Genomic DNA, 20,920 nt, shown 5'->3' on the forward strand with positions numbered 1-20,920 from the left:
CGAAGATTATTTTATTTTTTTTCAAAGATTTATAAATATAGTTTTTCGTCCTAAGAAAGTCTTCGTAGTAAATTCAACCGGAAGAAACGAGGAAAACAAGATGCTGTTTGAGCGTAGCGAGTTCAGCTTGTTTCGTTTCGAGGATTAGAATTTCAAGAAAGTTTCTTCAGACTAGATTTTTGATTACTTTTCATTATAGATGTAAAACTCTAATTTTTTCTTTTTTTGATTTCTTCAATGGAGTGATTCTCAATTACGGACTGTAGAGACGTAGAATGGTTAAAATTTTTCAGAGATTTATAAATGTAGTTTTTCGTCATAAGAAAGTCTTCGTAGTAAATTCATCCACAAGAAACGAGATAAACAAGGTGCTGTTTGAGCGTAGGGAGTTCAGCTTGTTTCGTTTCGAGGATTAGAATTTCAAGAAAGTTTCTTCAGACTATATTTTTGGTTACTTTTCATCAATGGAAAAGTAATATGAAATAAGCTTTTTCATTACAGTTGTAAAACTCTAATTTTTCCAAGATCGTAGATTTGCAATTTGTGTGATTAAACTTGCGATAAATAAACTACCCAGGCACCACACTAATTCCAATATTATTTCTCAACACACTTTTTTATGAGCGATTACACAAGCAGAGATGGTAAATATCTGTTGCTTTAAATTATATAAAATAGTCGTTTTAAAAATAACGACTGAGAGCTGTAATAAAAATAAAAAGTATTTGAGTTAACTCCTGTTTTTAACTTCCTAAAAGATTAAAAAACTTCTGAAGTTTCTATTCTAAAATGAATATATTTGTTGGTTAATTAACCTACGAAAAATCGCATGTCTGAATCTAGAAAAAGAAGAGAAGCTTTATTATATCACGCAAAGCCAACACCCGGAAAAATAAAAGTAGTTCCTACAAAAAAGTATGCAAGTCAAAGAGATTTGTCTTTAGCTTATTCTCCAGGGGTTGCTGAGCCTTGTTTGGAGATAGAAAAGGATCCAGAAAATGCTTACAGGTATACTTCTAAAGGAAATTTAGTTGCGGTAATTTCTAACGGAACTGCAGTTCTTGGTTTAGGAGATATTGGACCACTTGCAGGAAAACCTGTAATGGAAGGGAAAGGATTGCTTTTTAAAATATTTGCTGATATTGATGTGTTTGATATTGAGGTAGATGTTACAGATGTAGATAGGTTTATTGATACCGTAAAAGCTATTTCTCCAACTTTTGGTGGGATAAATTTAGAAGATATTAAGGCTCCTGAGGCTTTTGAGATAGAAAGAAGACTGAAAGAAGAGTTGGATATTCCGGTGATGCATGATGATCAGCACGGAACAGCTATTATTTCTGCAGCAGCATTAAAAAATGCAGCAGAGATAGTAGGTAAAAATATTGAAGATTTAAAAATTGTAGTGAATGGGGCAGGGGCAGCAGCAATTTCTTGTACCCGTTTGTACATGGCACTCGGAGCCAAGAGAGATAATATTGTTATGTGCGATTCCAAAGGAGTCATTCGTAACGATCGTGAAAATTTAACTTCTCAAAAAGCAGAATTTTCAACAGATAGAGATTTGAATACTTTAGAGCAAGCAATGATTGGTTCTGATGTGTTTATTGGATTGTCTAAAGGAGATGTGGTAACACCAGAGATGTTGTTAACCATGGCGAATGATCCAATTGTTTTTGCAATGGCCAATCCAACGCCAGAAATTAATTTTGACTTGGCGGTTAAGACAAGAAAAGATATCATTATGGCTACAGGTCGTTCTGATCATCCTAATCAAGTGAATAATGTTTTAGGATTCCCTTTTATTTTTAGAGGAGCTTTGGATGTTAGAGCTACTGGAATTAATGAAGAAATGAAAATGGCAGCGGTACATGCTTTGGCAGATCTTGCAAAGAAAACCGTACCAGAACAAGTAAACCTTGCATACAATCAGTCAAACCTTACGTTTGGTAGAGATTATATCATTCCAAAACCTTTTGACCCTAGGTTGATTTATGAAATTCCACCAGCAATTGCGAAAGCAGCAATGGATTCGGGAATTGCAAAATACCCAATTCAAGATTGGGAAAAATACAAGCATGAGTTGATGGAGCGATTGGGGACTGGGAATAAAATGGTTCGTATGCTGCATGATAGAGCCAAATCAAATCCAAAACGTTTGGTGTTCAATGAAGCGGATAAGCTAAATGTAATGAAAGCGGCACAAATAGTGCATGATGAAGGAATTGCCATTCCAATTTTATTAGGAAATAAAGCCATCATTCAAAAACATATAGAAGAAATTGGCTTTGATGGTGATGTGGAAATCATTGATCCAAAAATTGATGAGGAGAGACCGCGTAGGTTTAAATATGCAGAAATTTATTGGAAAGCAAACCAACGAAAAGGGGTTACTTTAGTGGAAGCTCAAAAAATGATGCGTGAGCGTAATTATTTTGCTGCCATGATGGTAAACGAAGGAGATGCTGATGCCATGATTACAGGGTATTCTAGGAACTATTCTAGTACGATAAAACCTTTGTTTGAAACTATTGGAATGATGGAAGGAGTATCTAGAATTGCTGCAACAAATATGATGTTGACAAAACGTGGACCTATGTTCTTATCGGATACAACCATCAATATTGATCCAAATGCAAAACAATTGGCTAAAATTACACAGTTAACAAGTAGCGTTGTAAAAATGTTTGGTTTAGAGCCAGTGGTGGCAATGTTGTCGTTTTCAAACTTTGGAGCGTCACCGTCAATACATCCTAGAAAAATTGAAGAAGCCGTACAAATTTTGCACAAATCGAATCCTGATTTAATAGTGGATGGACCGATACAAGCAGATTTTGCCCTAAATTCTGAAATGATGGAAGATAAATTTCCTTTTTCACTATTGGCCGGAAAAAAAACAAATACCTTAGTTTTTCCAAACCTTGACTCTGCAAATATTTCTTATAAAATGATGAAGGAATTGAACGGAGTAGAGTCTATTGGACCAATTATTCTTGGTTTGAAAAAACCAGCACATATTTTACAATTAGGAGCAAGTGTTGACGAAATGGTAAATATGGCTGCAGTAGCAGTTGTTGATGCTCAGAATAAAGCAAAAAATTAAAACAAACCGTAAGAATCAGAATCTAACAATATGATTACACAGTTAAGAGGGAGATTAGTAGAGAAAAATCCAACGTATGTTGTGGTAGATTGCAATGGGGTTGGGTATTTATTACATATTTCATTGAATACCTTTAGTGCCTTACCATCAGAGGAGTTAATTACAATATATACACATCTTTCTATCAAAGAAGATGCACATACCTTATTTGGTTTTGTGACCAGATTAGAACGTGAAATTTTTAGGTTATTGATTTCTGTATCAGGAGTTGGGCCAAGCATTGCTAGAACCATGTTGTCTTCTATGACTTCAGAAGAAATTCAACAAGCAATTGCTTCGTCAAACGTAGCTTTGATACAATCTGTGAAAGGAATTGGAGCAAAAACAGCACAAAGACTTATTTTGGATTTAAAAGATAAGGTGGTTAAAACTTTTGATTTAGATGAAAATGAACTTCCGGTGCACAATACTAATAAAGATGAAGCGTTATCTGCTTTAGAAGTACTTGGATTTGCAAGAAAAATTTCGGAAAAGGTATTAGATCGTATACTGAAAGAAGACAGTACATTGTCTGTCGAAGCATTAATTAAAAAAGCATTGAAAAGTTTCTAACCAAACTTGAGAAGACTTTTACAAAAATACAGGGGGGTAATTTTGTTGTGTTGTACCGTGTTTTTATACACTGCAATGTCAGCACAGATAGCGCCTGTCGTAGAGTCAGATTCTATACCTCCTAAAAAAGAAACGGGAGATAGTATGTTTCTTAAGCTGCCTACCACTAAGGAGGTAATTTATGATCCGGCAAGTAAGCGTTATATGATAAAAGAAACTGTTGGTGGTGTTGAGGTAAGTACTCCATTATTTATGTCTACTTCTGAATATAAGGAGTATCGCCTAAACCAAGACATGCAGTCTTATTATAAGGATAAAATTAGTGCCTTAAATAGTGATAAAAAGGGAAGTGAAGAGGCGCAAAAAAACTTGTTGCCTACTTATTACGTGAATTCAAGTTTGTTTAAAACTATTTTTGGTGGAAATGCGATTGAGGTAAATACCCAAGGATCTATTGATGTTCGTTTGGGAGTCTTGTATCAAAATATTGAAAATCCTCAGTTGTCTCAAGAAAATAGAAGCAACACTACTTTTGATTTTGACCAACAGGTAACCGCGAGTATTGGTGCAAAAATTGGAGAAAGACTTAAGGTTACCGCCAACTATGATACCAAATCTACCTTTGATTTTCAGAATCTTGTGAAAGTAGAATTTTTGCCAACGATGCAAAATGGCTTTGAATCTGAAAATGCGGATGATATTGTTAGAAAGATTGAATTAGGGAATGTTAGCATGGATGTTAGCAACAATTTAATTTCTGGTTCTCAGAGTTTGTTCGGTATCAAATCTGAATTACAGTTTGGAAAAACAACAATTACCTCTGTTTTTTCAGAACAGAAATCAGAGACAAAAACAGTTACGGCTAAAGGAGGTTCTTCTTTAAATGAATTTGAGTTACAGACAACCCAATATGCTGCGAATAAATATTTCTTCTTGTCTCATTATTTTAGAAATAATTATAATGATGCCTTAAAGAATTTTCCTATCGTTAACAGTTCTGTAAACGTAATTAAAGTTGAGGTTTGGATTACCAACAGAGGTTCTGCAACAGAGGATGTTAGAAATATTGTTGCCTTGACAGATTTGGGGGAAAACGGAAGAGATTTTTATGATAATACACTTTCTAATATTACTAATGCAGGTATTACAGAACTAACACCAGAACTTCCAGATAACAATGCCAATACGCTGAATTCTGTTTTAGCTCCGGGTTCAGGCATAAGGCAAATTGGTACCGTGAGAACGGAATTGATCAATTCGGGAATGATTAATCCAACCCAAGGATCTGATTATACTATATTAGAGAATGCTAAAAAATTAAATCCCAATGAATATTCTTATCATCCGCAATTAGGGGTACTTACCTTGAATAGAAATTTAACGGATGGAGATGTTTTAGCGGTAGCCTTTCAATATTCTCTTACCGGTGATGAGCAAGTGTATCAAGTTGGGGAGTTTTCTACAGATGGAATTGAGTCTTCTGAGAATTTAGTAGTAAAAATGCTGCGTTCAGAAATTAAGGAACCTGGAAAAAGAATCTGGGATTTGATGATGAAAAATGTCTATTCTTTGGGGGCTTATCAAATGCAACCGGAAGGATTCTTATTGGAACTTTTGTATAAAGACGATCAGACTGGGGTTGCAATTAACTCATTGCAAAACGCAGTTTCTACGTATAATTCTAACGGTACTGAAGTAGTGGTAAGCGATCGTACATTATTGAATTTAATGAAACTGGATAGTTTGGATCAGAATAATTTCTTGAAACCTAAGGGGGATGGGTATTTTGATTATGTAGAAGGGATTACCGTAGATTCTGAAACGGGAAGTATTCATTTTCCAACGGTGGAGCCTTTTGGTCGAGATTTAGAGGCAAAATTGACGGATGCGGCAGATGATCAATACCTTTTTAAAGAATTATATACCGAAATTCAAGCCGTTGCACAGAATAATTATCAAACACGTGATAAGTATTTGATCAAAGGATATTATAAATCAGATGCTAGCAATGGGATATCATTAGGTGCATTTAACGTTCCAAGAGGTTCGGTTACAGTAACCTCAAATGGAATTGTGCTGACTGAAGGTGCTGATTATGTAGTAGATTATCTAAGTGGTAGAGTTCAGATTATCAATCCAGCGATTGAGGCCTCTGGGGCACCTGTTCAGGTTTCCTTGGAGAATAATACTTTGTTCAATCAGCAAACAAAACGATATGTTGGAATTGATGTAGAGCATAAGTTCTCTGAAAAATTTCAAATGACAGGAACTTATTTGAATGTTAATGAGCGACCATTGACACAAAAAACGTCCTATGGATCTGACCCAATTAACAATACCATGTTGGGACTTACTTTTAACTATGATTCAGAAATTCCGTGGTTGACTAAAATGGTAAACAAATTGCCATTCCAAGACACAGATGTTCCATCACAGTTAACTGTGAGAGGAGATTTTGCTTATATGTTGCCTGGTACGCCAAGTGGAATTGATCAAGATGGAGAGGCAACTACCTATATTGATGATTTTGAAGGAGCTCAAATACCATTGAGTATCATGGATGAAAATTCATGGAAAATTGCAAGTAAGCCTTTGAACTTCGATAGTTATGATTTTGGGCCAGATAGTGAAGACCCTTCTTTGGAATATGGTGAGAAAAGAGCTGATATGGCTTGGTATTCTATTGATAGATTGTTTTACGGTAACTCTTCGCTTACCCCAGGGAATATTGATAATGATGAACTTTCTAGAAACGAGGTGAGCAGGGTAGATTATAGTGAGATTTTTCCGGCAACGGATTTAGATTTTACGCAATCAACAACGCTTTCTACGTTTGATTTATCTTATTTTCCAAAGGAGAGAGGTAGTTATAACTATGATATTACCAATTTAGATTTTGATGGTAGTTTGGCAAATCCTGAAGATAGATGGGGAGGGATAACTAGAGCCTTAACTACTACAGATTTTGAAAGAGCAAACGTTGAATACATTCAATTTTGGATGCAAGACCCTTACGAAGGTTATTCTATTCGTCCAGAAGAAGGAGGACCGCAAAATCCTGCAGCGGTTGTGAAAGAGGGTGAGTTATTTTTCAACTTAGGAAATATTTCTGAAGATGTTTTGAAGGATAGCCGTAAAGTTTATGAGAATGGATTGCCTGGTGCTGGAGAAGTGGATAACACAGAAGAGACCGTTTGGTCAAGAATTCCTAATAACAATACCTTTTTATATGCCTTTACCGAATTGGATGAGGATAGAGTTTTGCAAGATGTTGGGCTAGATGGTTTCAATGATGCAGGTGAGACTCGTTATCCTAATACCGGATCTGAGGATAGATCCACGGATAATTATCATTTCTTTAGAGGAAGTGATTATGATGCGCAAAACGCCTCAATTATAACAAGATATAAGGATTATAATAAAACAGAGGGTAATTCACCTACCGCCAATTTGAGTACAGAATCTTATCCAACTTCTGCTACAGCAGTGGCTGATGCCGAGGATATTAATAAGGATCAAACAATGAATACGATCAATGCGTATTACCAATATAAAGTATCCTTAAATGAATCCGATTTAGTTTTAGGTAGAAACAATATTGTAGATATCAAAAGAACAAAAAGAGAAACACCGGATGGATTGGAAAAAGATGTAACATGGTATCAATTTAGAATTCCAATAAGTGGTGGGGTCCCTATTAATGGGATTTCAGATTTTAATTCCATTCGTTTTATGCGTATGTTCTTAACAAAATTCAAATCACCTGTAGTGTTAAGATTTGGGCAATTGCAGTTGGTAAGAGGAGATTGGAGACGATATGAGAAAAACGTGCATGGTGGAGTTCAGGTGCCAGATGATGATTTGGATGAGGTGGAATTGAATAATTTTACTACGGGAGTGGTAAACATTGAAGAAAATGCAAGTAGACAACCAATTCCTTATGTGTTACCTCCAGGAATACAAAGAGAACAGTTGCAGGGAAGTACAAGATTGCAGTTTCAAAATGAGCAATCTTTAGCAGTGAAAATAAATGATTTGCCTGCTGGGGAAGCACGTACTGTTTATAAGAATATGATTTCTGATTTGAGAATGTACAAAAGATTAAAAATGTTTGTACATGCTGAAGGAATAGGTTCTGATTTGGATGATAATAAGATGATGGCTATCATGCGTTTGGGGTCTGATTTAAATGATAACTTTTATCAAATAGAAGTGCCCCTGAAGGCGACTTTGTTTAGTCAGTCTACCAGTGAAGAGGTATGGCCTGCCGAGAATAATTTTGAGGTTGATTTAGAAAGTTTAGGATTGCTAAAGGTAGAACGTTACGCAGACGAAACTTCTCCGAGTGCCACAGAATTATATCCGTTGCCTGTTGCTGGGGAAGAGCCTGCTTATAGAATAAGAGTAAAAGGAAACCCGAATCTGGCAAATATCAAAACCATGATGATGGGGGTACAAAATATTTCTGATGTACAACAAAGTGCTGAGATTTGGTTTAATGAGTTGCGTGTTGCTGGTTTTGATAATGAAGGAGGTTGGGCATCTGTGGTAAGCGCAAATGCCAATTTTGCTGACTTGGCGGATGTTGCGTTAACGGGAAGTATTTCTACCATTGGGTTTGGTGGAGTTGAGGAGAGAGTCAATGAAAGAAGTCAAGAAGATGTAAAGCAATATGGAGTCTCTACAAATGTGAATGTAGGGAAATTGATGCCAAAAGAATGGGGAGTTAAAATTCCTTTGAGTTATTCTATATCAGAAGAATTTAAAGATCCTAAATACGATCCTCAATTTCAAGATGTGAAATTTGAAGATGCAAAAGATATTAACGAGAATAGCAGTAGTGCTAGAGATTATACTAAAAGGCATAGCATTAGCTTGATAAACGTTAGAAAAGAACGCGTTGGAGAGTTGAAAAAGAAACCAAAGCCTTATGATGTCGAGAATTTTTCTGTTTCTTATAGCTATAATGAAGAGAACCATAGGGACTATAATGTGCAAAAGCATTTAGTTCAAGATGTAAAAACTTCAGCAAATTATGCTTACAATATTCCTGCAATGCCTATCGAACCTTTTAAGAATTCTAAATCATTAGATAATAAGTATTTTAGGATAATTAAGGATATCAATTTCAATTTGTTACCATCAACGATTGGTGTGAATAGTAATATTACTAGGAGTTATAATGAACAAGCTTCTAGGAATTTAGTTACCGGAGGAGCGTTGCCGACTTTACAACAAAGAAATTTCTTATTTGATTGGGATTATAATATTGGTTACAACTTAAGTAAAAACTTAAAGTTTAATTTAAGAGCAGCAAACAATCATATTTATGATGCTTTTGAAAATACTGATGAAGCGGAGAATGTGCAGTTATTCTCGAATTTCTTTAATCTTGGGCGTGCAAATAACTACAGCCAAAAATTTGATGCCAATTATCAAATACCGATTAACAAATTGCCATACCTTGGTTTTGTAACGGCAGATTATAGCTATACGGCTGATTTTAATTGGCAGGCGGGCTCACAGTCTTTTCAATATGAAATTGGGAATGCGATTCAAAACGCAAATACGCATACTATTTCTTCTAATTTAAACATGACCAAGTTTTATAAAGATATTGGTTTGAAGAGTTTGTTTACGCCAAGTTCAAAGAAATCTAAAAAGAAGAAAAAATCGAAAAAAGATGACGGTGCACCAAAATTTGCAACCCCATCTGCGCCTAGAAGAATTGGAAAGAAAAAGAAGACTAGTACTGGTGAAAAGGTGTTGAATGTTGCCTATGATTTGGTAACCATGATTAAAACAGGTAGAATTAGTTACGCAGATAATAATGGTATGTATTTACCTGGTTACAAAGAATCCGTCGGCTTTTTAGGACAAACGAGAAGTGGAAGTGGAAGTATGTCTCCGACCTTTGGATTTGTATTCGGAGATCAAAGAGATATTAGGCAATTGGCATTAGAGCAAGATTGGTTAACAACAAGAAATGTAAATATCAATGGTGTTGAAGATGAGAATTATTACTCTAAAACCTATACCAATACACACTATGATAAACTAGATTGGTCTTTATCGGTGAAACCAATAAAAGATTTAGATATCAATATCAATGCAAATAGAATTACCACACGCAATAAATCACAACAAATTGATGCTGTGAGAGATTATGGTAATGGAACCGTGGAATCTGGTTTTGATAGAAGATTTGAATATACTCAGCTTACAGAGACAAGTAACTTTAGCATGACGTATAGTATGTTTAAAACTTCATTTGATGGAAATGGAGATGATACCTTTCAACAATTTTTAGATAATAGAGCTACAATTCAACAACGACTTGCAAATGAAAGCGGATTGGATCAGACAAAATATGGATTGAATACCCAAGATGTGTTATTGCCTTCTTTTACTTCTGCCTATTCAGGTGGAAGTGCTGAAACAGAGAAATTAAGTCCGTTTAGAAATATGCCTATTCCAAACTGGAGGTTGAGTTATAAAGGGTTTATGCGGGTCAAATGGTTTAAGAAAAACTTCTCTAGCTTTGTTGTAACACATGCTTATAAGTCTTCTTATACGATTGCAAATATGAGTAACAACGCACAGTATATTGAAAATGGTGGTGTGCCTCCAACTGATATCAATGGGAATTATTTATCTAAAGTTGTCATCTCTACAATCGCTTTAAATGATGGTTTCTCACCGCTTGTAAAGTTAGATATGAGATTTAAAAATAGTTTGTCGTTTAGAGGAGAAGTAAATAAAGATAGAACCTTGGCATTGAGTTTTAATAACAATTCGTTGTCTGATATACGAGGAACAGAGTATGTGTTTGGATTGGGTTATATTTTAAAAGATCTTAAACTGAAAGGAGCTTCAGGTAGAAGAAAAGCAATCAAGGGTGATTTGAATATGAAAGCGGATGTTTCATACCGTCAAAATTTAACAACTATTAGATCGATTGATACCCAAAACACGCAAATTACAGGAGGTCAAAATTTATTTTCATTGAAACTTTCGGCAGATTATAATTTGAATAAAAACTTAATTGCCACCTTCTATTACGATCAATCCGCAACTAGGTATGCAATTTCAACATCTTTCCCAAGACAATCTATCAGTAGTGGAATCAGTATTACCTATAATTTAGGAAACTAAAGAAAATAATTTCTAATATAGATCTGTTGTTTCTAATTGCATTTTTTGTTAAGAAGAACAATATATTTTATACTTTTGCTGTTCATACATAAAAAAATAATATTAAATATACATAGCAATGAATTTACCTGAAAACTTAAAATACACAAAAGATCATGAATGGATTCAGATTGATGGAGATGTCTTAACAATAGGAATTACAGATTTCGCTCAAAGTGAATTAGGTGATATTGTTTATGTAGATGTAGATACCCTAGATGATACTGTAGAAGCAAATGAAGTGTTTGGTTCAGTAGAAGCTGTAAAAACCGTTTCTGATTTGTTTATGCCAATGACTGGTGAAGTGATTGAATTTAATGAAGGTCTAGAAGATGCTCCGGAATTGGTAAACTCTGATCCTTATGGAGAAGGATGGATGATTAAAGTAAAAGCGAGTGATTTAACACAGATAGAGGACTTATTGGATGCTAGCGCTTATAAAGAACTTGTACAAGGCTAATGCCATTATAATTGCGGTTACTTTAACGGCTATTGTGGCTTATCTAAGTTTGTCTAAAATTAGTTCTATTACGCCAGTAATAAGAATTGATAATGTAGATAAATACCAGCATTCGTTGGCTTATTTTGGATTGACACTTAGTTGGCTTTTTGCTACTCAAAAAATGAATACAAAACCATCCTTTAAATTTTGGATGGTTTTCTTGGTTTTTCTATTTGGTGTTTTAATGGAGGTGTTACAACAAGAATTGACAACTTATAGAACTGCCGACTTTTTTGATGTTTTAGCAAATACATCTGGAATTATCATAGCCTATGTGTTTTTTCAGAAAATAGTATTTAAAGAATTTAAAAGATTTTTGAGGGAATGATTTTCCGTTCAATTACTAAGTCTTTAAGAAATTGTAAAAAAAAAGTGGAAAAGCATGTTAATTTATAGGCTTAGGTTTGCATAAGTCGTATTTAAATTATTAAATTAGCGAACTCATTAATTATTTCAACAAATGGAAGTAAAGAAAAATCCTAAAGCTGATCTCCAGAATTTCACAAAGTTGTTTATTCAACTTGGTTTGGTGTTAGCTCTATTTATTGTGTATGTTTCAATTGAACACAAGACTTATGACAGGGTGATCGCTGACTTAGGTACAGCATCATTATCTGGTGAAGAAGAAGAAGAAATGGTAATTACATCGCGTCCGATACCGGTGAAACCACCACCACCACCACCACCACCACCTGCACCAGAAATTATTGAAATAGTTGAGGATAAAGAAGAAATTGAAGAAACAGTTTTGGAAACAACAGAAACCGATGAAGAAGAAGAGGTAGTTGTTGAAGAAATTGTGGAAGAAGTAGAAGCTGAAGAAATAGTAGAGGATGTACCTTTTGCTATTATTGAGGATATTCCAGTTTTTCCAGGTTGTGAAAAAGGAACAAAAGCACAAAAGAAAGCATGTTTTTCTCAAAAGATTAGCAAGCATATCAATAGAAAATTTAATTCTAGTTTGGCATCTGATTTAGGTTTGTCAGCAGGAAAGAAAAGAATTTTCGTAATGTTTAAAATTGATCAAACAGGATCAATTACAGAGATTCAAGCAAGAGCTCCGCATCCAAGACTTCAGAAAGAAGCTGAAAGGGTTGTAAAAACTTTGCCTAAAATGACTCCTGGTAAACAACGTGGACGACCAGTAAGTGTACGTTACTCTTTACCTATTTCATTCTTAGTAGAATAATTAAGATTTTTAATCATAGAAAAGGCTATCTGAAAAGATAGCCTTTTTTTTGTCTCATACTTTTTGAAATAGTGGCACGCTTCTTGAAATTCAATTTTAAAACCTTAAAATTGAATGATATGAGAACAGAAAAAAAAGAGTCAGCCTACACACAAAAACGATTTAATGAAAAATTAGAAAAAAGTTCAAAAATGTTTACACTGCTTGGTTTGGTTACCGCCTTGTTTGTAGTTTATGTTTTGATTGAGTACGAAACAAAGCAAATTGAAGTGACTGTGATGGGAAATGCTGAATTAACGGAAAAAGAAGAGATGGTAGCTCCGTTAGTTTTTAAAATAGAGGTTCCAGTACAGAAAATGCAACAAACGAAAACTATTGCAGCAGTAAATAAAGCTATTGAGATTATTGAAAAGGTAAAAGTTGTAGAAGATGACACTCCATTGCCTGAGAAGTTAGTTGAGGTAAAACCGGAGGAACCAATAAAGGAAATAACGGATATAGTTGAGATTGTTGAGCCAGAAGAGTTTTTTGAAGATGTTCCGATTGCATTTGTAGAGGAAGCTCCTGTTTTCCCTGGTTGTGCCGGTAATAAAGAAGAACTAAAAAAATGTTTAGCAAAAAACATCCAGAAACATATCAATAGAAAATTTGACGTTGGTCTTGGTCAGGAGTTAGGTTTGTCGTCAGGCAAGAAAAGAATATTTGTAGTGTTTAAAATAGATAAGAACGGTCAAATATCAGACGTGATGACAAAAGCACCACATCCTAGGTTACAGAAAGAAGCGGAAAGGGTGGTAAAAGCTTTACCAACGATGAAAGCAGGAAGGCAAGGAAATAAAGCTGTCGGGGTAAGGTACTCCATACCCATTACTTTTGAGGTTCAATAAATAATGTTTGAGTAAAAGGAGGTTGCTAAAAGGTAACCTCTTTTTTTGTGCGTAATAATTTGTATTTTCGCTCTTAACGTTAGTAAATTAACTATGAAAAAGGATTCAAATTATTTTTCCCATGAAACGGCTGTTATAGATGATGGTTGTCAAATAGGAAACGGAACTAAAATATGGCACTTTAGCCATATTATGAAGGACTGTGTTTTAGGTGAGCGTTGCAATATAGGCCAGAATGTAGTGGTTTCTCCCCAGGTTGTCTTGGGTGAAAATGTAAAAGTCCAGAATAATGTTTCTATTTATACTGGGGTCATCTGTGAAGATGATGTTTTTCTTGGTCCTTCCATGGTATTTACAAATATAACAAACCCGAGAAGTGCCATTTTACGTAGAGATCAGTATGTTAAAACTAGGGTTAGGCGTGGCGCTAGTATCGGGGCAAATGCAACTATTGTTTGCGGTAATGAAATTGGTAAATATGCACTCATTGGAGCGGGAGCTGTTGTAGTTAAGGAGGTGTTGCCTTATGCTTTGGTAGTTGGCAATCCTTCCAAACAAATAGGTTGGGTGAGCGAATATGGACATCGTTTGAAATTTGATGAGTATAATGAAGCCATCTGTCCAGAATCTAATCAGAAGTATATTTTGAAAGATAATTGTGTTATAAAACAAGCTAAGCAATAGTATGAAAAGAATTTATATTACATTTTTATTGGCGCTTTGTCTACAGCAGTTAACTGTTGCACAAACTCAAAAATTCCCGGTTTATAAAGCTTGTGAAGGGAAACCGTCAAGCGAATTAGAGTCTTGTTTTAATACGACCGTTAAATCTGACGTATTGGAGAAGTTAGAGGTACCTGAGATCATGGTAAAGGATAACTTTAAGGGAACGGTAAATATATTGTTTTTTGTAAATAAGCAAGGAGAGTTTCAAGTGGTGCATGTAAATAGCCCTTATCCAGAGTTGGAAGCAGAGGTAAAACAAACTTTCAATGCGTTAGAGAAAGCGAAACCTGCACAGTTTAACGGACATGCCGTTGAAATGAGTTTTTCGATGCCGTTGCATTTCCCGGATCCGAAAATATCAAGAGAGGAAAAAAGAAAAGAAGAAAATGATAAAGTAAGTTTTTCAAAACCTGTGGAAACGGCAAAGAAGGAATTGACACCTGGTAGAAAAACGGTTGTTTTAGAACATCAAAGTAATTTAAATATTCCTCTGAATTACTCGCGCTATGTAAATATTGAAAGAGACTATATTCAAGGAGACAATGTGCATACTGCTGTAAAGCCTTACACTTATAACAGGGTTTTAGAGTATACAAATTTGGATGCAGAGAAGATGCAATTTCTAAAAAAGAAATCTTCATGGCTAGGAAGAAAATTGTGGAATGAGCATTTGGCTCAAGTGGAAGGAAAAGATTTTTGGTTTACGGCAGATCTGTTGTTAGACTTGCAATTAGGGAAGGATAATTCTGATGTGGATTATACTTTTTTGAATTCTAGAATTTTACAGGTTCAAGGAGAACTTGGTTCTAAATTTTCTTTTTCTGCAACAATTTATGAAACTCAAGGTAGATTTGCACAGTATGTAAATGACGAAATTGATTCTTTTGAGAAAGAAACATTTTCCTCGGATGGTTTGGTTTTAGGACGTGGTAAAGCCAAAGGGTTTAAAGAAAACTCTTATGATTTTCCGGTTTCAGAGGGGTATATTGCCTATCAACCTAATAAATTTTTTGTATTTCAGTTAGGTCAAGGGAAAAACTTTATTGGTGATGGTTATCGTTCCATGATGGTATCAGATGTAGCTGCTCCTTATCCGTATTTTAAAATTACAACGAGTTTTTGGAAAATTCAATATACCAATTTATGGATGTGGATGACGGATATTAGAAATGAAGTTAGGGTTGGTGATGCACATGCACGTAAGTATGTGTCTTCTCATCATTTGAGTATCAACATTAATAAAAGATTGAATATTGGTTTGTTTGAAGCTGCCATAACGGATAATACACGTACAGGTGCCATAGAGATGGATTTTTTAAATCCGATTATATTTTATAAGTCGCTTGAATTTAATAGAGGAGAGGATGCTGGTAGCTCAGTCTTGGGAATCAATGCAATGTATAAGTTGTCTAAGAGTTTTTCAATGTATACGCAGCTTGTTTTGGATGAATTTACTTTGGAGGAAATTAAGGCACAAAATGGATATTGGGGAAATAAATATGGTTTTCAACTAGGGGCTAAATATTTTAATGCATTTAAAGTTAGAGATTTATATTTACAATTAGAATACAATTTACTTAGGCCTTATACTTTTTCTCATGGTACACCTATTTATAATTATGGGCATTTTGGGCAACAAATTGCGCATTCTTGGGGAGCCAACTTTAGAGAAATGGTGTTGATAGGGAAGTATTCTAGAGATAGATGGACTGCGAATCTAAAAATGATTTATGGACTAAAAGGTTTTGATCCAGAAGGGACTAATTTTGGAGGGGATATTTATAAGTCCTATGATACAAGAGAGCAAGATTATGACAATTATATAGGTCAAGGGGCAAAAGCAATGATCTTAAATACAGATTTCCAGGTTTCTTACTTGGTAAATCCATTGACGGATTTAAAAGTATTTGCTGGTGTTATTTACAGGAACTTTTCACCTGAAACAGCTACCACAGAGTTTGAAGCTAATCAAACGACATGGTTTACCTTTGGGGTAAAAGTAGATTTATTTAACTGGTATTTAGATTACTAATTATTTCTAGAAAGTCCTTCTTTTAACCAATTCAAATAAGTATCTGTGTCGGTGTATTTTTCTGGGTGATTCAGAAGTTTCATGTCTGTCGTTAATTGTACATAAAAGGGTTGTGAGGCAGTGGCAAAATTAATAGCTTGTAAAGTTGCCCATTTTGAGCCTACTGTTTTTATCTTTTTTATTTTACCATTTTGTTTTTGGTAATCAAATTGCATGGTTTCCGGAAGTAGTTTTCTATCATCTACATATAAAGAAATAAGGACAAATTTTTCCAATTCTTCATAAACCTCTGAGTCGCTCCAAACATTTTCTTCCATTTTTCTACAGTTGACACAAGCCCATCCTGTAAAGTCTAACAATATAGGTTTATTCGTTTTTTTTGCATATGCCAAGCCTTCTTCAAAATCTTTAAAACAGTTTAAATCAAGAGGGCAATCTGTTTTTGTTTCGTAAATGCTATAAAATTTTGGAGGCGCAAAACCACTTAATAAAGAGAGGGAAGTGTTAAAGAACAACCCAGTAATTAGATAAACGGTAAATAAACCAGAAGCTAAACCAGTAATTTTTCTACCGTTACTTAATTTTTGAATTGGTCCGTCATGAGGAAATTTAATTTTCCCAAAAGAATAAAGTGCAAGTCCTGCAAAAACAACGATCCATATAGCGATAAAAGTTTCTCGTTTTAAAAGTCCCCAATGTTGTACCATATCTGCATTGGATAAAAATTTTAACGCCAGTGCCACCTCCAAAAATCCGAGTGTTACTTTTACGGTATTAAGCCACCCACCTGATTTAGGTAAGGTGTTTAGCCAGTTAGGGAAAAGAGCAAAAAGAGTAAATGGTAACGCAAGAGCAGAGCCAAAACCAACCATACCAAAAGTAAGTTGCATGGCACCACCGTCTGAAGATAGTGCTCCTACAAGCAATGATCCTAAAATTGGACCTGTACAAGAAAAAGAAACTATTGCTAAGGTCAATGCCATAAAAAAGATTCCAATAATTCCTCCAATATCGGAAGCGGAGTCCATTTTGTCTGACCAAGAATGTGGGAGTGTTATTTCAAAATAACCAAAGAATGAAATTGCAAAAACAATAAATATGATGAAAAACCCAACATTAAGCCAAACGTTAGTTGATATACTGTTTAGTATTTCAGGGTCTAGTGAATCTAAAAAGTGAAATGGTAAGCTTAAAAGAAGGTAGATAAAACTAATAAAGAAACCGTAAAGAATAGCACTAGAAACACCTTTTTTCTTTGAGCCAGATTGTTTTGTGAAAAAGGATACCGTCAATGGAATCATTGGAAAAACACATGGTGTAAGTAGTGCAATAAGACCACCAAAAAAGCCTAATAAAAATACTGCCGTAAGTCCTTTTTCTTTAGGTTTAGAATTTTCGTCTGTGTTTAAGAATTCAGATTTGTTTGAAATGTTTAAGTCTAATTCTTTTGATAATTTTATACTACGCTCATTTATGTTTACAGAGGCTAAGGGATTTGTGTTTTCTTTTATTTGAAAAACTAAGTTTTCCCCTGGTTCGAAAGTACAGGCTTGATCATCACAAGTTTGGTAGGCAGCGGTAACCTGAATGTTGTTTATAGAATTGTTCAGTAATTGTATGCGTTGTTCAAAAACAGCTTCTTTTTCGAAGAAAGATGTTTCCATTTCAAAAATTTCTTCATAAGAGGTGTGTGTGTCACTTTCTTTTGTTTCTCCAATAAGTTTATAATCAACACCAACTTTTTCAAATGTGAATTCTGTTGCGAGTGGACCACCTTCAGGTAGGTGTTGAGAATATAAATGCCATCCAGGTTTTAAAGTTGCAGTAAAGGTTAATGTATATTCTAACTCTGTTTCTTGAGTTGTTTTAGTGTCCCATGAAATAGTGCTTTCTTGACCAAACGTAGAAAGCATAATTCCTAAAAATAAAAACAGTGTGAATAGTTGTTTTTTCATAGTGTCTGTGTTTTTTTGAAATTAATTTTTATTCTGTGTAATTAATTTCTAATATTTCGGTTGTTTTATCCGTTACCTTATATCTGTTGTCCATCCGCATTCCAATGATCCAAATTATGGCATCACCATCACATAAAAGCCATTGATTTTCCTTTTCAACTAAAGATAATTTAGTGTCTTTGAAAAATTTACTGAGCTTCTTTTTACCTTGCATTCCTATTGGGTGAAAATAGTCTCCTTTTTTCCACTTTCTTACAATAAGTGAATTGTTTAACAGATTTTTATCAATGTACACACTATTAAGGGTGAGCGCTCCAATCTTTTTTCTAGGATGAAAAGATAGTTTGATTGGAGTTGAAATCTTGTTAGTGTCTTTTGGAATGGGAAAAGATGTTGTTTGTTTTTCTGAAAGCTTACTAATTAATATTTCTTCCCTGTTTTTAATTAGTCTATGGGTTTTAGATAATAGTTGTTTCCCTGATTGAGCTTCTAAAATGTTGTGAATGTCCTTCCAATTCACAAAACCATAAGGCTTTAAGATTGGATATAGGTTGGTTTTTACATCCCCTAAGTCCTTGATTTTTTTAATTGAAAGGCTCAGGCTTTCGTCTTTATTTTTGTGAACTAAATTTTGATTGAGCTCAAATGTTTTTTTGTGAATTAATTCTTTAGATTCTTTTAAGTTGCTTATGGTAGAATCAAAAGATTTGAAAAAATTTGGATTCAATTCTTTCAGGACGGGTACAACCTTATGTCTAATTTTATTTCTGAAATATTTGGTAGAACTGTTGCTTTCATCTTCTCTCCAAATAATGTTATTTCTTTTAGCATATGCTTCTATCTCAGCTCTAGAAAAAGCAAGTAATGGCCTTACAACTGCTCCATTTTTTTCAGGAATACCGGTAAGTCCATCTAAGCCTGTTCCTCTTGTGAAATTAATTAAAAAAGTTTCAAGTACATCGTCTTTATGATGCGCTGTTAGAATATAATCGAGATGATGTTTTTTTTTGATTTTTTCAAACCACTCATATCGCAATTCTCTTGCTGCCATTTGAATAGAGATCGTCTTTTTATCGGCATATTCTTGCGTTTTAAATTTGGTGGTATACACATCTGCATTTAAAAAACTTCCAAGATTTTTGACAAAGGTTTCGTCTTTGTCGCTTTCTTTACCTCGAAGTAAAAAATTACAATGCGCTAAGGAGAATTTATAATTTGATTGTTTAAATAAGTGAGCCAAAACTGTACTGTCCAAACCTCCTGAAGAAGTAATTAAAACATTACTTTTTTTTAAAAAAGGTAAATTTTCATCAATGTGTATTTGAAATTTTTTTAGCACGATGTCATAAAATTAAAATTGTAATCGGAAACATTGAATGTAAACCAAATATAAGTTATAAAAATAAGAATGAACCTTAGTTAGATTAAAACTTGTCTCATAGCCTTTGCCTTTAGTAAGCATTCCTCAAGTTCTGTTTCTGGTTTGGCTAATGAGGTTATTGCACTTCCGACTGAAAAGGATACGTATTTTTTTTGTTGATTATATAAGATGCTTCGAATGATTACGTTAAAATCGAAATCTCCGTTAGGAGTAAAATATCCTACAGAACCAGAGTATAATCCTCTTTTCGTTTCTTCTTCTTTTTCTATGATTTCCATGGCAGCAATTTTTGGCGCACCAGTCATGCTACCCATTGGAAAAGTATTTTTTATGATATCAACAGGATGAATGTTTTCTGTGGCTTGTGTGCTAATTGTTGAAATCATTTGATGCACTTGTTTAAAACTATATATACCGCAAAGTTCTTCTACTTCAGTTGTTCCTTTTTGAGATATTCTAGAAAGATCATTTCTAACCAAATCCACAATCATTACATTTTCAGCACGCTCCTTAGGGTCTGTTTGCAATGTTGTTTTGAGTTTCTGATCCTCTGATTTGGAATTGGATCTTTTCGCAGTTCCCTTAATGGGTTGTGAAATTACTTTGGTCCCTATTTTTTTTAGATATCGTTCTGGTGAGGCGGAAAGTAAAAATTGATGCTTCAATTTTAAAAAAGTAGCAAATGGGGGTTTTGAAATTCTATTTAAATTATGATATACTTTCAGTGGATCTATCTCGGTGTTCTCAGAATAGAATTCTTGACAAAAAGTAGCTTCGTATATGTCACCCTGATGAATGTTATCAAGTATATTTTGAACTTTCTTTAAATAGCTGTCTTTTGAAAGTTTCAATTTTAAATTTGCTTTCGAATTTGTGGCTTGAACATTCGAGTTGTAGGTATTGCAGATCGTTGCAAAATCTGAATCTAAGTCCTTTTTTTCAGATGCAATATATTTAAATGTCGCTATATGACCAGAGATGAAAATTAATTTTTTCGGTTGAAAGAAATAGAGATCCTCAAAATCTAAAGAGTCTGAGTTGTTTGATTGTAATTTTTCAATGTCATTCTTTAGATCGTAACCTAAGTAGCCAAAAATATAATCTTGTGTTGATGTTTGGTAGGTTTTTAATTTTTCAAAAGCATTGTTGTATTCTGTTTTTAAAAAAGAATGTTCCCCAATCGCAATGATAGCTTCGTGTTGTGCATATTTTTCGTGGTGCTGATTTGAATCACACCAAATAACAGATTCAAATTGTTGAGACCAAGTTAAAACTTGAGTTTTAAAGAGTTCAGAATCTTTGAGGATGTAGCGACTTTCTACCCTTTGCATGTAGCTTT

12 protein-coding genes are annotated in these 20,920 nt (G+C 34.3%); 9 read left to right on the forward strand and 3 right to left on the reverse strand.

Annotated elements, in window-relative coordinates:
* Positions 1-829 precede the first annotated feature (829 nt).
* The 9 genes from AC2DZ0_RS13355 (at position 830) to AC2DZ0_RS13395 (ending at position 16,245) form a co-directional block, all read left to right on the forward strand.
* Positions 830-3,103: an NADP-dependent malic enzyme gene (locus tag AC2DZ0_RS13355; RefSeq protein ID WP_484642346.1), complete on the forward strand. Its 2,274-nt coding sequence runs from the start codon at positions 830-832 to the stop codon at positions 3,101-3,103.
* A 30-nt stretch (positions 3,104-3,133) separates the two neighbouring features.
* Positions 3,134-3,715: a Holliday junction branch migration protein RuvA gene (gene ruvA / locus AC2DZ0_RS13360; RefSeq protein WP_484490556.1), complete on the forward strand. Its 582-nt coding sequence runs from the start codon at positions 3,134-3,136 to the stop codon at positions 3,713-3,715.
* 75 nt (positions 3,716-3,790) lie between these two features.
* The gene (gene sov, locus AC2DZ0_RS13365) at positions 3,791-10,870 is read left to right on the forward strand and encodes a T9SS outer membrane translocon Sov/SprA (protein ID WP_484642348.1); all 7,080 of its coding nucleotides are present in this window, start codon (positions 3,791-3,793) and stop codon (positions 10,868-10,870) included.
* 118 nt (positions 10,871-10,988) lie between these two features.
* Positions 10,989-11,369 (forward strand): glycine cleavage system protein GcvH, encoded by a 381-nt coding sequence (gcvH, locus tag AC2DZ0_RS13370; RefSeq protein WP_484490558.1) that lies wholly within the window; start codon positions 10,989-10,991, stop codon positions 11,367-11,369.
* Positions 11,335-11,739 carry a VanZ family protein gene (locus tag AC2DZ0_RS13375; protein WP_484642350.1) on the forward strand — a complete coding sequence of 135 codons (405 nt, stop codon included), beginning with the start codon at positions 11,335-11,337 and terminating at the stop codon, positions 11,737-11,739. The genes gcvH and AC2DZ0_RS13375 overlap by 35 nt, the downstream gene beginning before the upstream one ends.
* Positions 11,740-11,871: 132 nt before the next feature.
* Positions 11,872-12,600: an energy transducer TonB gene (locus tag AC2DZ0_RS13380; protein WP_484490560.1), complete on the forward strand. Its 729-nt coding sequence runs from the start codon at positions 11,872-11,874 to the stop codon at positions 12,598-12,600.
* Between the two features lie 119 nt (positions 12,601-12,719).
* The gene (locus tag AC2DZ0_RS13385) at positions 12,720-13,487 is read left to right on the forward strand and encodes an energy transducer TonB (RefSeq protein WP_484642352.1); all 768 of its coding nucleotides are present in this window, start codon (positions 12,720-12,722) and stop codon (positions 13,485-13,487) included.
* A 93-nt stretch (positions 13,488-13,580) separates the two neighbouring features.
* Positions 13,581-14,171, forward strand: coding sequence for an acyltransferase (locus AC2DZ0_RS13390; protein ID WP_484642354.1), 591 nt, complete (start codon positions 13,581-13,583; stop codon positions 14,169-14,171).
* Between the two features lies 1 nt (position 14,172).
* Positions 14,173-16,245 carry an energy transducer TonB gene (locus AC2DZ0_RS13395; protein ID WP_484642356.1) on the forward strand — a complete coding sequence of 691 codons (2,073 nt, stop codon included), beginning with the start codon at positions 14,173-14,175 and terminating at the stop codon, positions 16,243-16,245.
* Here AC2DZ0_RS13395 and AC2DZ0_RS13400 read toward each other — a convergent pair.
* The 3 genes from AC2DZ0_RS13400 to AC2DZ0_RS13410 all read right to left on the reverse strand — a co-directional run bounded on the left by AC2DZ0_RS13400 (position 16,242) and on the right by AC2DZ0_RS13410 (position 20,912).
* Positions 16,242-18,200, reverse strand: a complete 1,959-nt coding sequence (locus AC2DZ0_RS13400; protein WP_484642358.1) for a protein-disulfide reductase DsbD family protein — start codon at positions 18,198-18,200, stop codon at positions 16,242-16,244. The genes AC2DZ0_RS13395 and AC2DZ0_RS13400 overlap by 4 nt on opposite strands.
* A gap of 28 nt (positions 18,201-18,228) precedes the next feature.
* Entirely contained in the window at positions 18,229-19,539 is a 1,311-nt protein-coding gene (gene tilS, locus AC2DZ0_RS13405; protein ID WP_484642360.1) for a tRNA lysidine(34) synthetase TilS, read from the reverse strand.
* 80 nt (positions 19,540-19,619) lie between these two features.
* The gene (locus AC2DZ0_RS13410; RefSeq protein WP_484642361.1) at positions 19,620-20,912 is read right to left on the reverse strand and encodes an anthranilate synthase component I family protein; all 1,293 of its coding nucleotides are present in this window, start codon (positions 20,910-20,912) and stop codon (positions 19,620-19,622) included.
* Positions 20,913-20,920 lie beyond the last annotated feature (8 nt).

It is taken from the genome of Flavicella sp. IMCC45668 (assembly GCF_057219105.1).

Coding starts and splice junctions, on each gene's coding strand:
- AC2DZ0_RS13375 (WP_484642350.1), top strand. CDS start 11,335: ATGCTAGCGCTTATAAAGAACTTGTACAAGGCTAATGCCATTATAATT.
- AC2DZ0_RS13355 (WP_484642346.1), top strand. CDS start 830: ATGTCTGAATCTAGAAAAAGAAGAGAAGCTTTATTATATCACGCAAAG.
- AC2DZ0_RS13395 (WP_484642356.1), top strand. CDS start 14,173: ATGAAAAGAATTTATATTACATTTTTATTGGCGCTTTGTCTACAGCAG.
- AC2DZ0_RS13390 (WP_484642354.1), top strand. CDS start 13,581: ATGAAAAAGGATTCAAATTATTTTTCCCATGAAACGGCTGTTATAGAT.
- AC2DZ0_RS13400 (WP_484642358.1), bottom strand. CDS start 18,200: ATGAAAAAACAACTATTCACACTGTTTTTATTTTTAGGAATTATGCTT.
- AC2DZ0_RS13385 (WP_484642352.1), top strand. CDS start 12,720: ATGAGAACAGAAAAAAAAGAGTCAGCCTACACACAAAAACGATTTAAT.
- ruvA (WP_484490556.1), top strand. CDS start 3,134: ATGATTACACAGTTAAGAGGGAGATTAGTAGAGAAAAATCCAACGTAT.
- sov (WP_484642348.1), top strand. CDS start 3,791: ATGTCAGCACAGATAGCGCCTGTCGTAGAGTCAGATTCTATACCTCCT.
- AC2DZ0_RS13380 (WP_484490560.1), top strand. CDS start 11,872: ATGGAAGTAAAGAAAAATCCTAAAGCTGATCTCCAGAATTTCACAAAG.
- gcvH (WP_484490558.1), top strand. CDS start 10,989: ATGAATTTACCTGAAAACTTAAAATACACAAAAGATCATGAATGGATT.
- AC2DZ0_RS13410 (WP_484642361.1), bottom strand. CDS start 20,912: ATGCAAAGGGTAGAAAGTCGCTACATCCTCAAAGATTCTGAACTCTTT.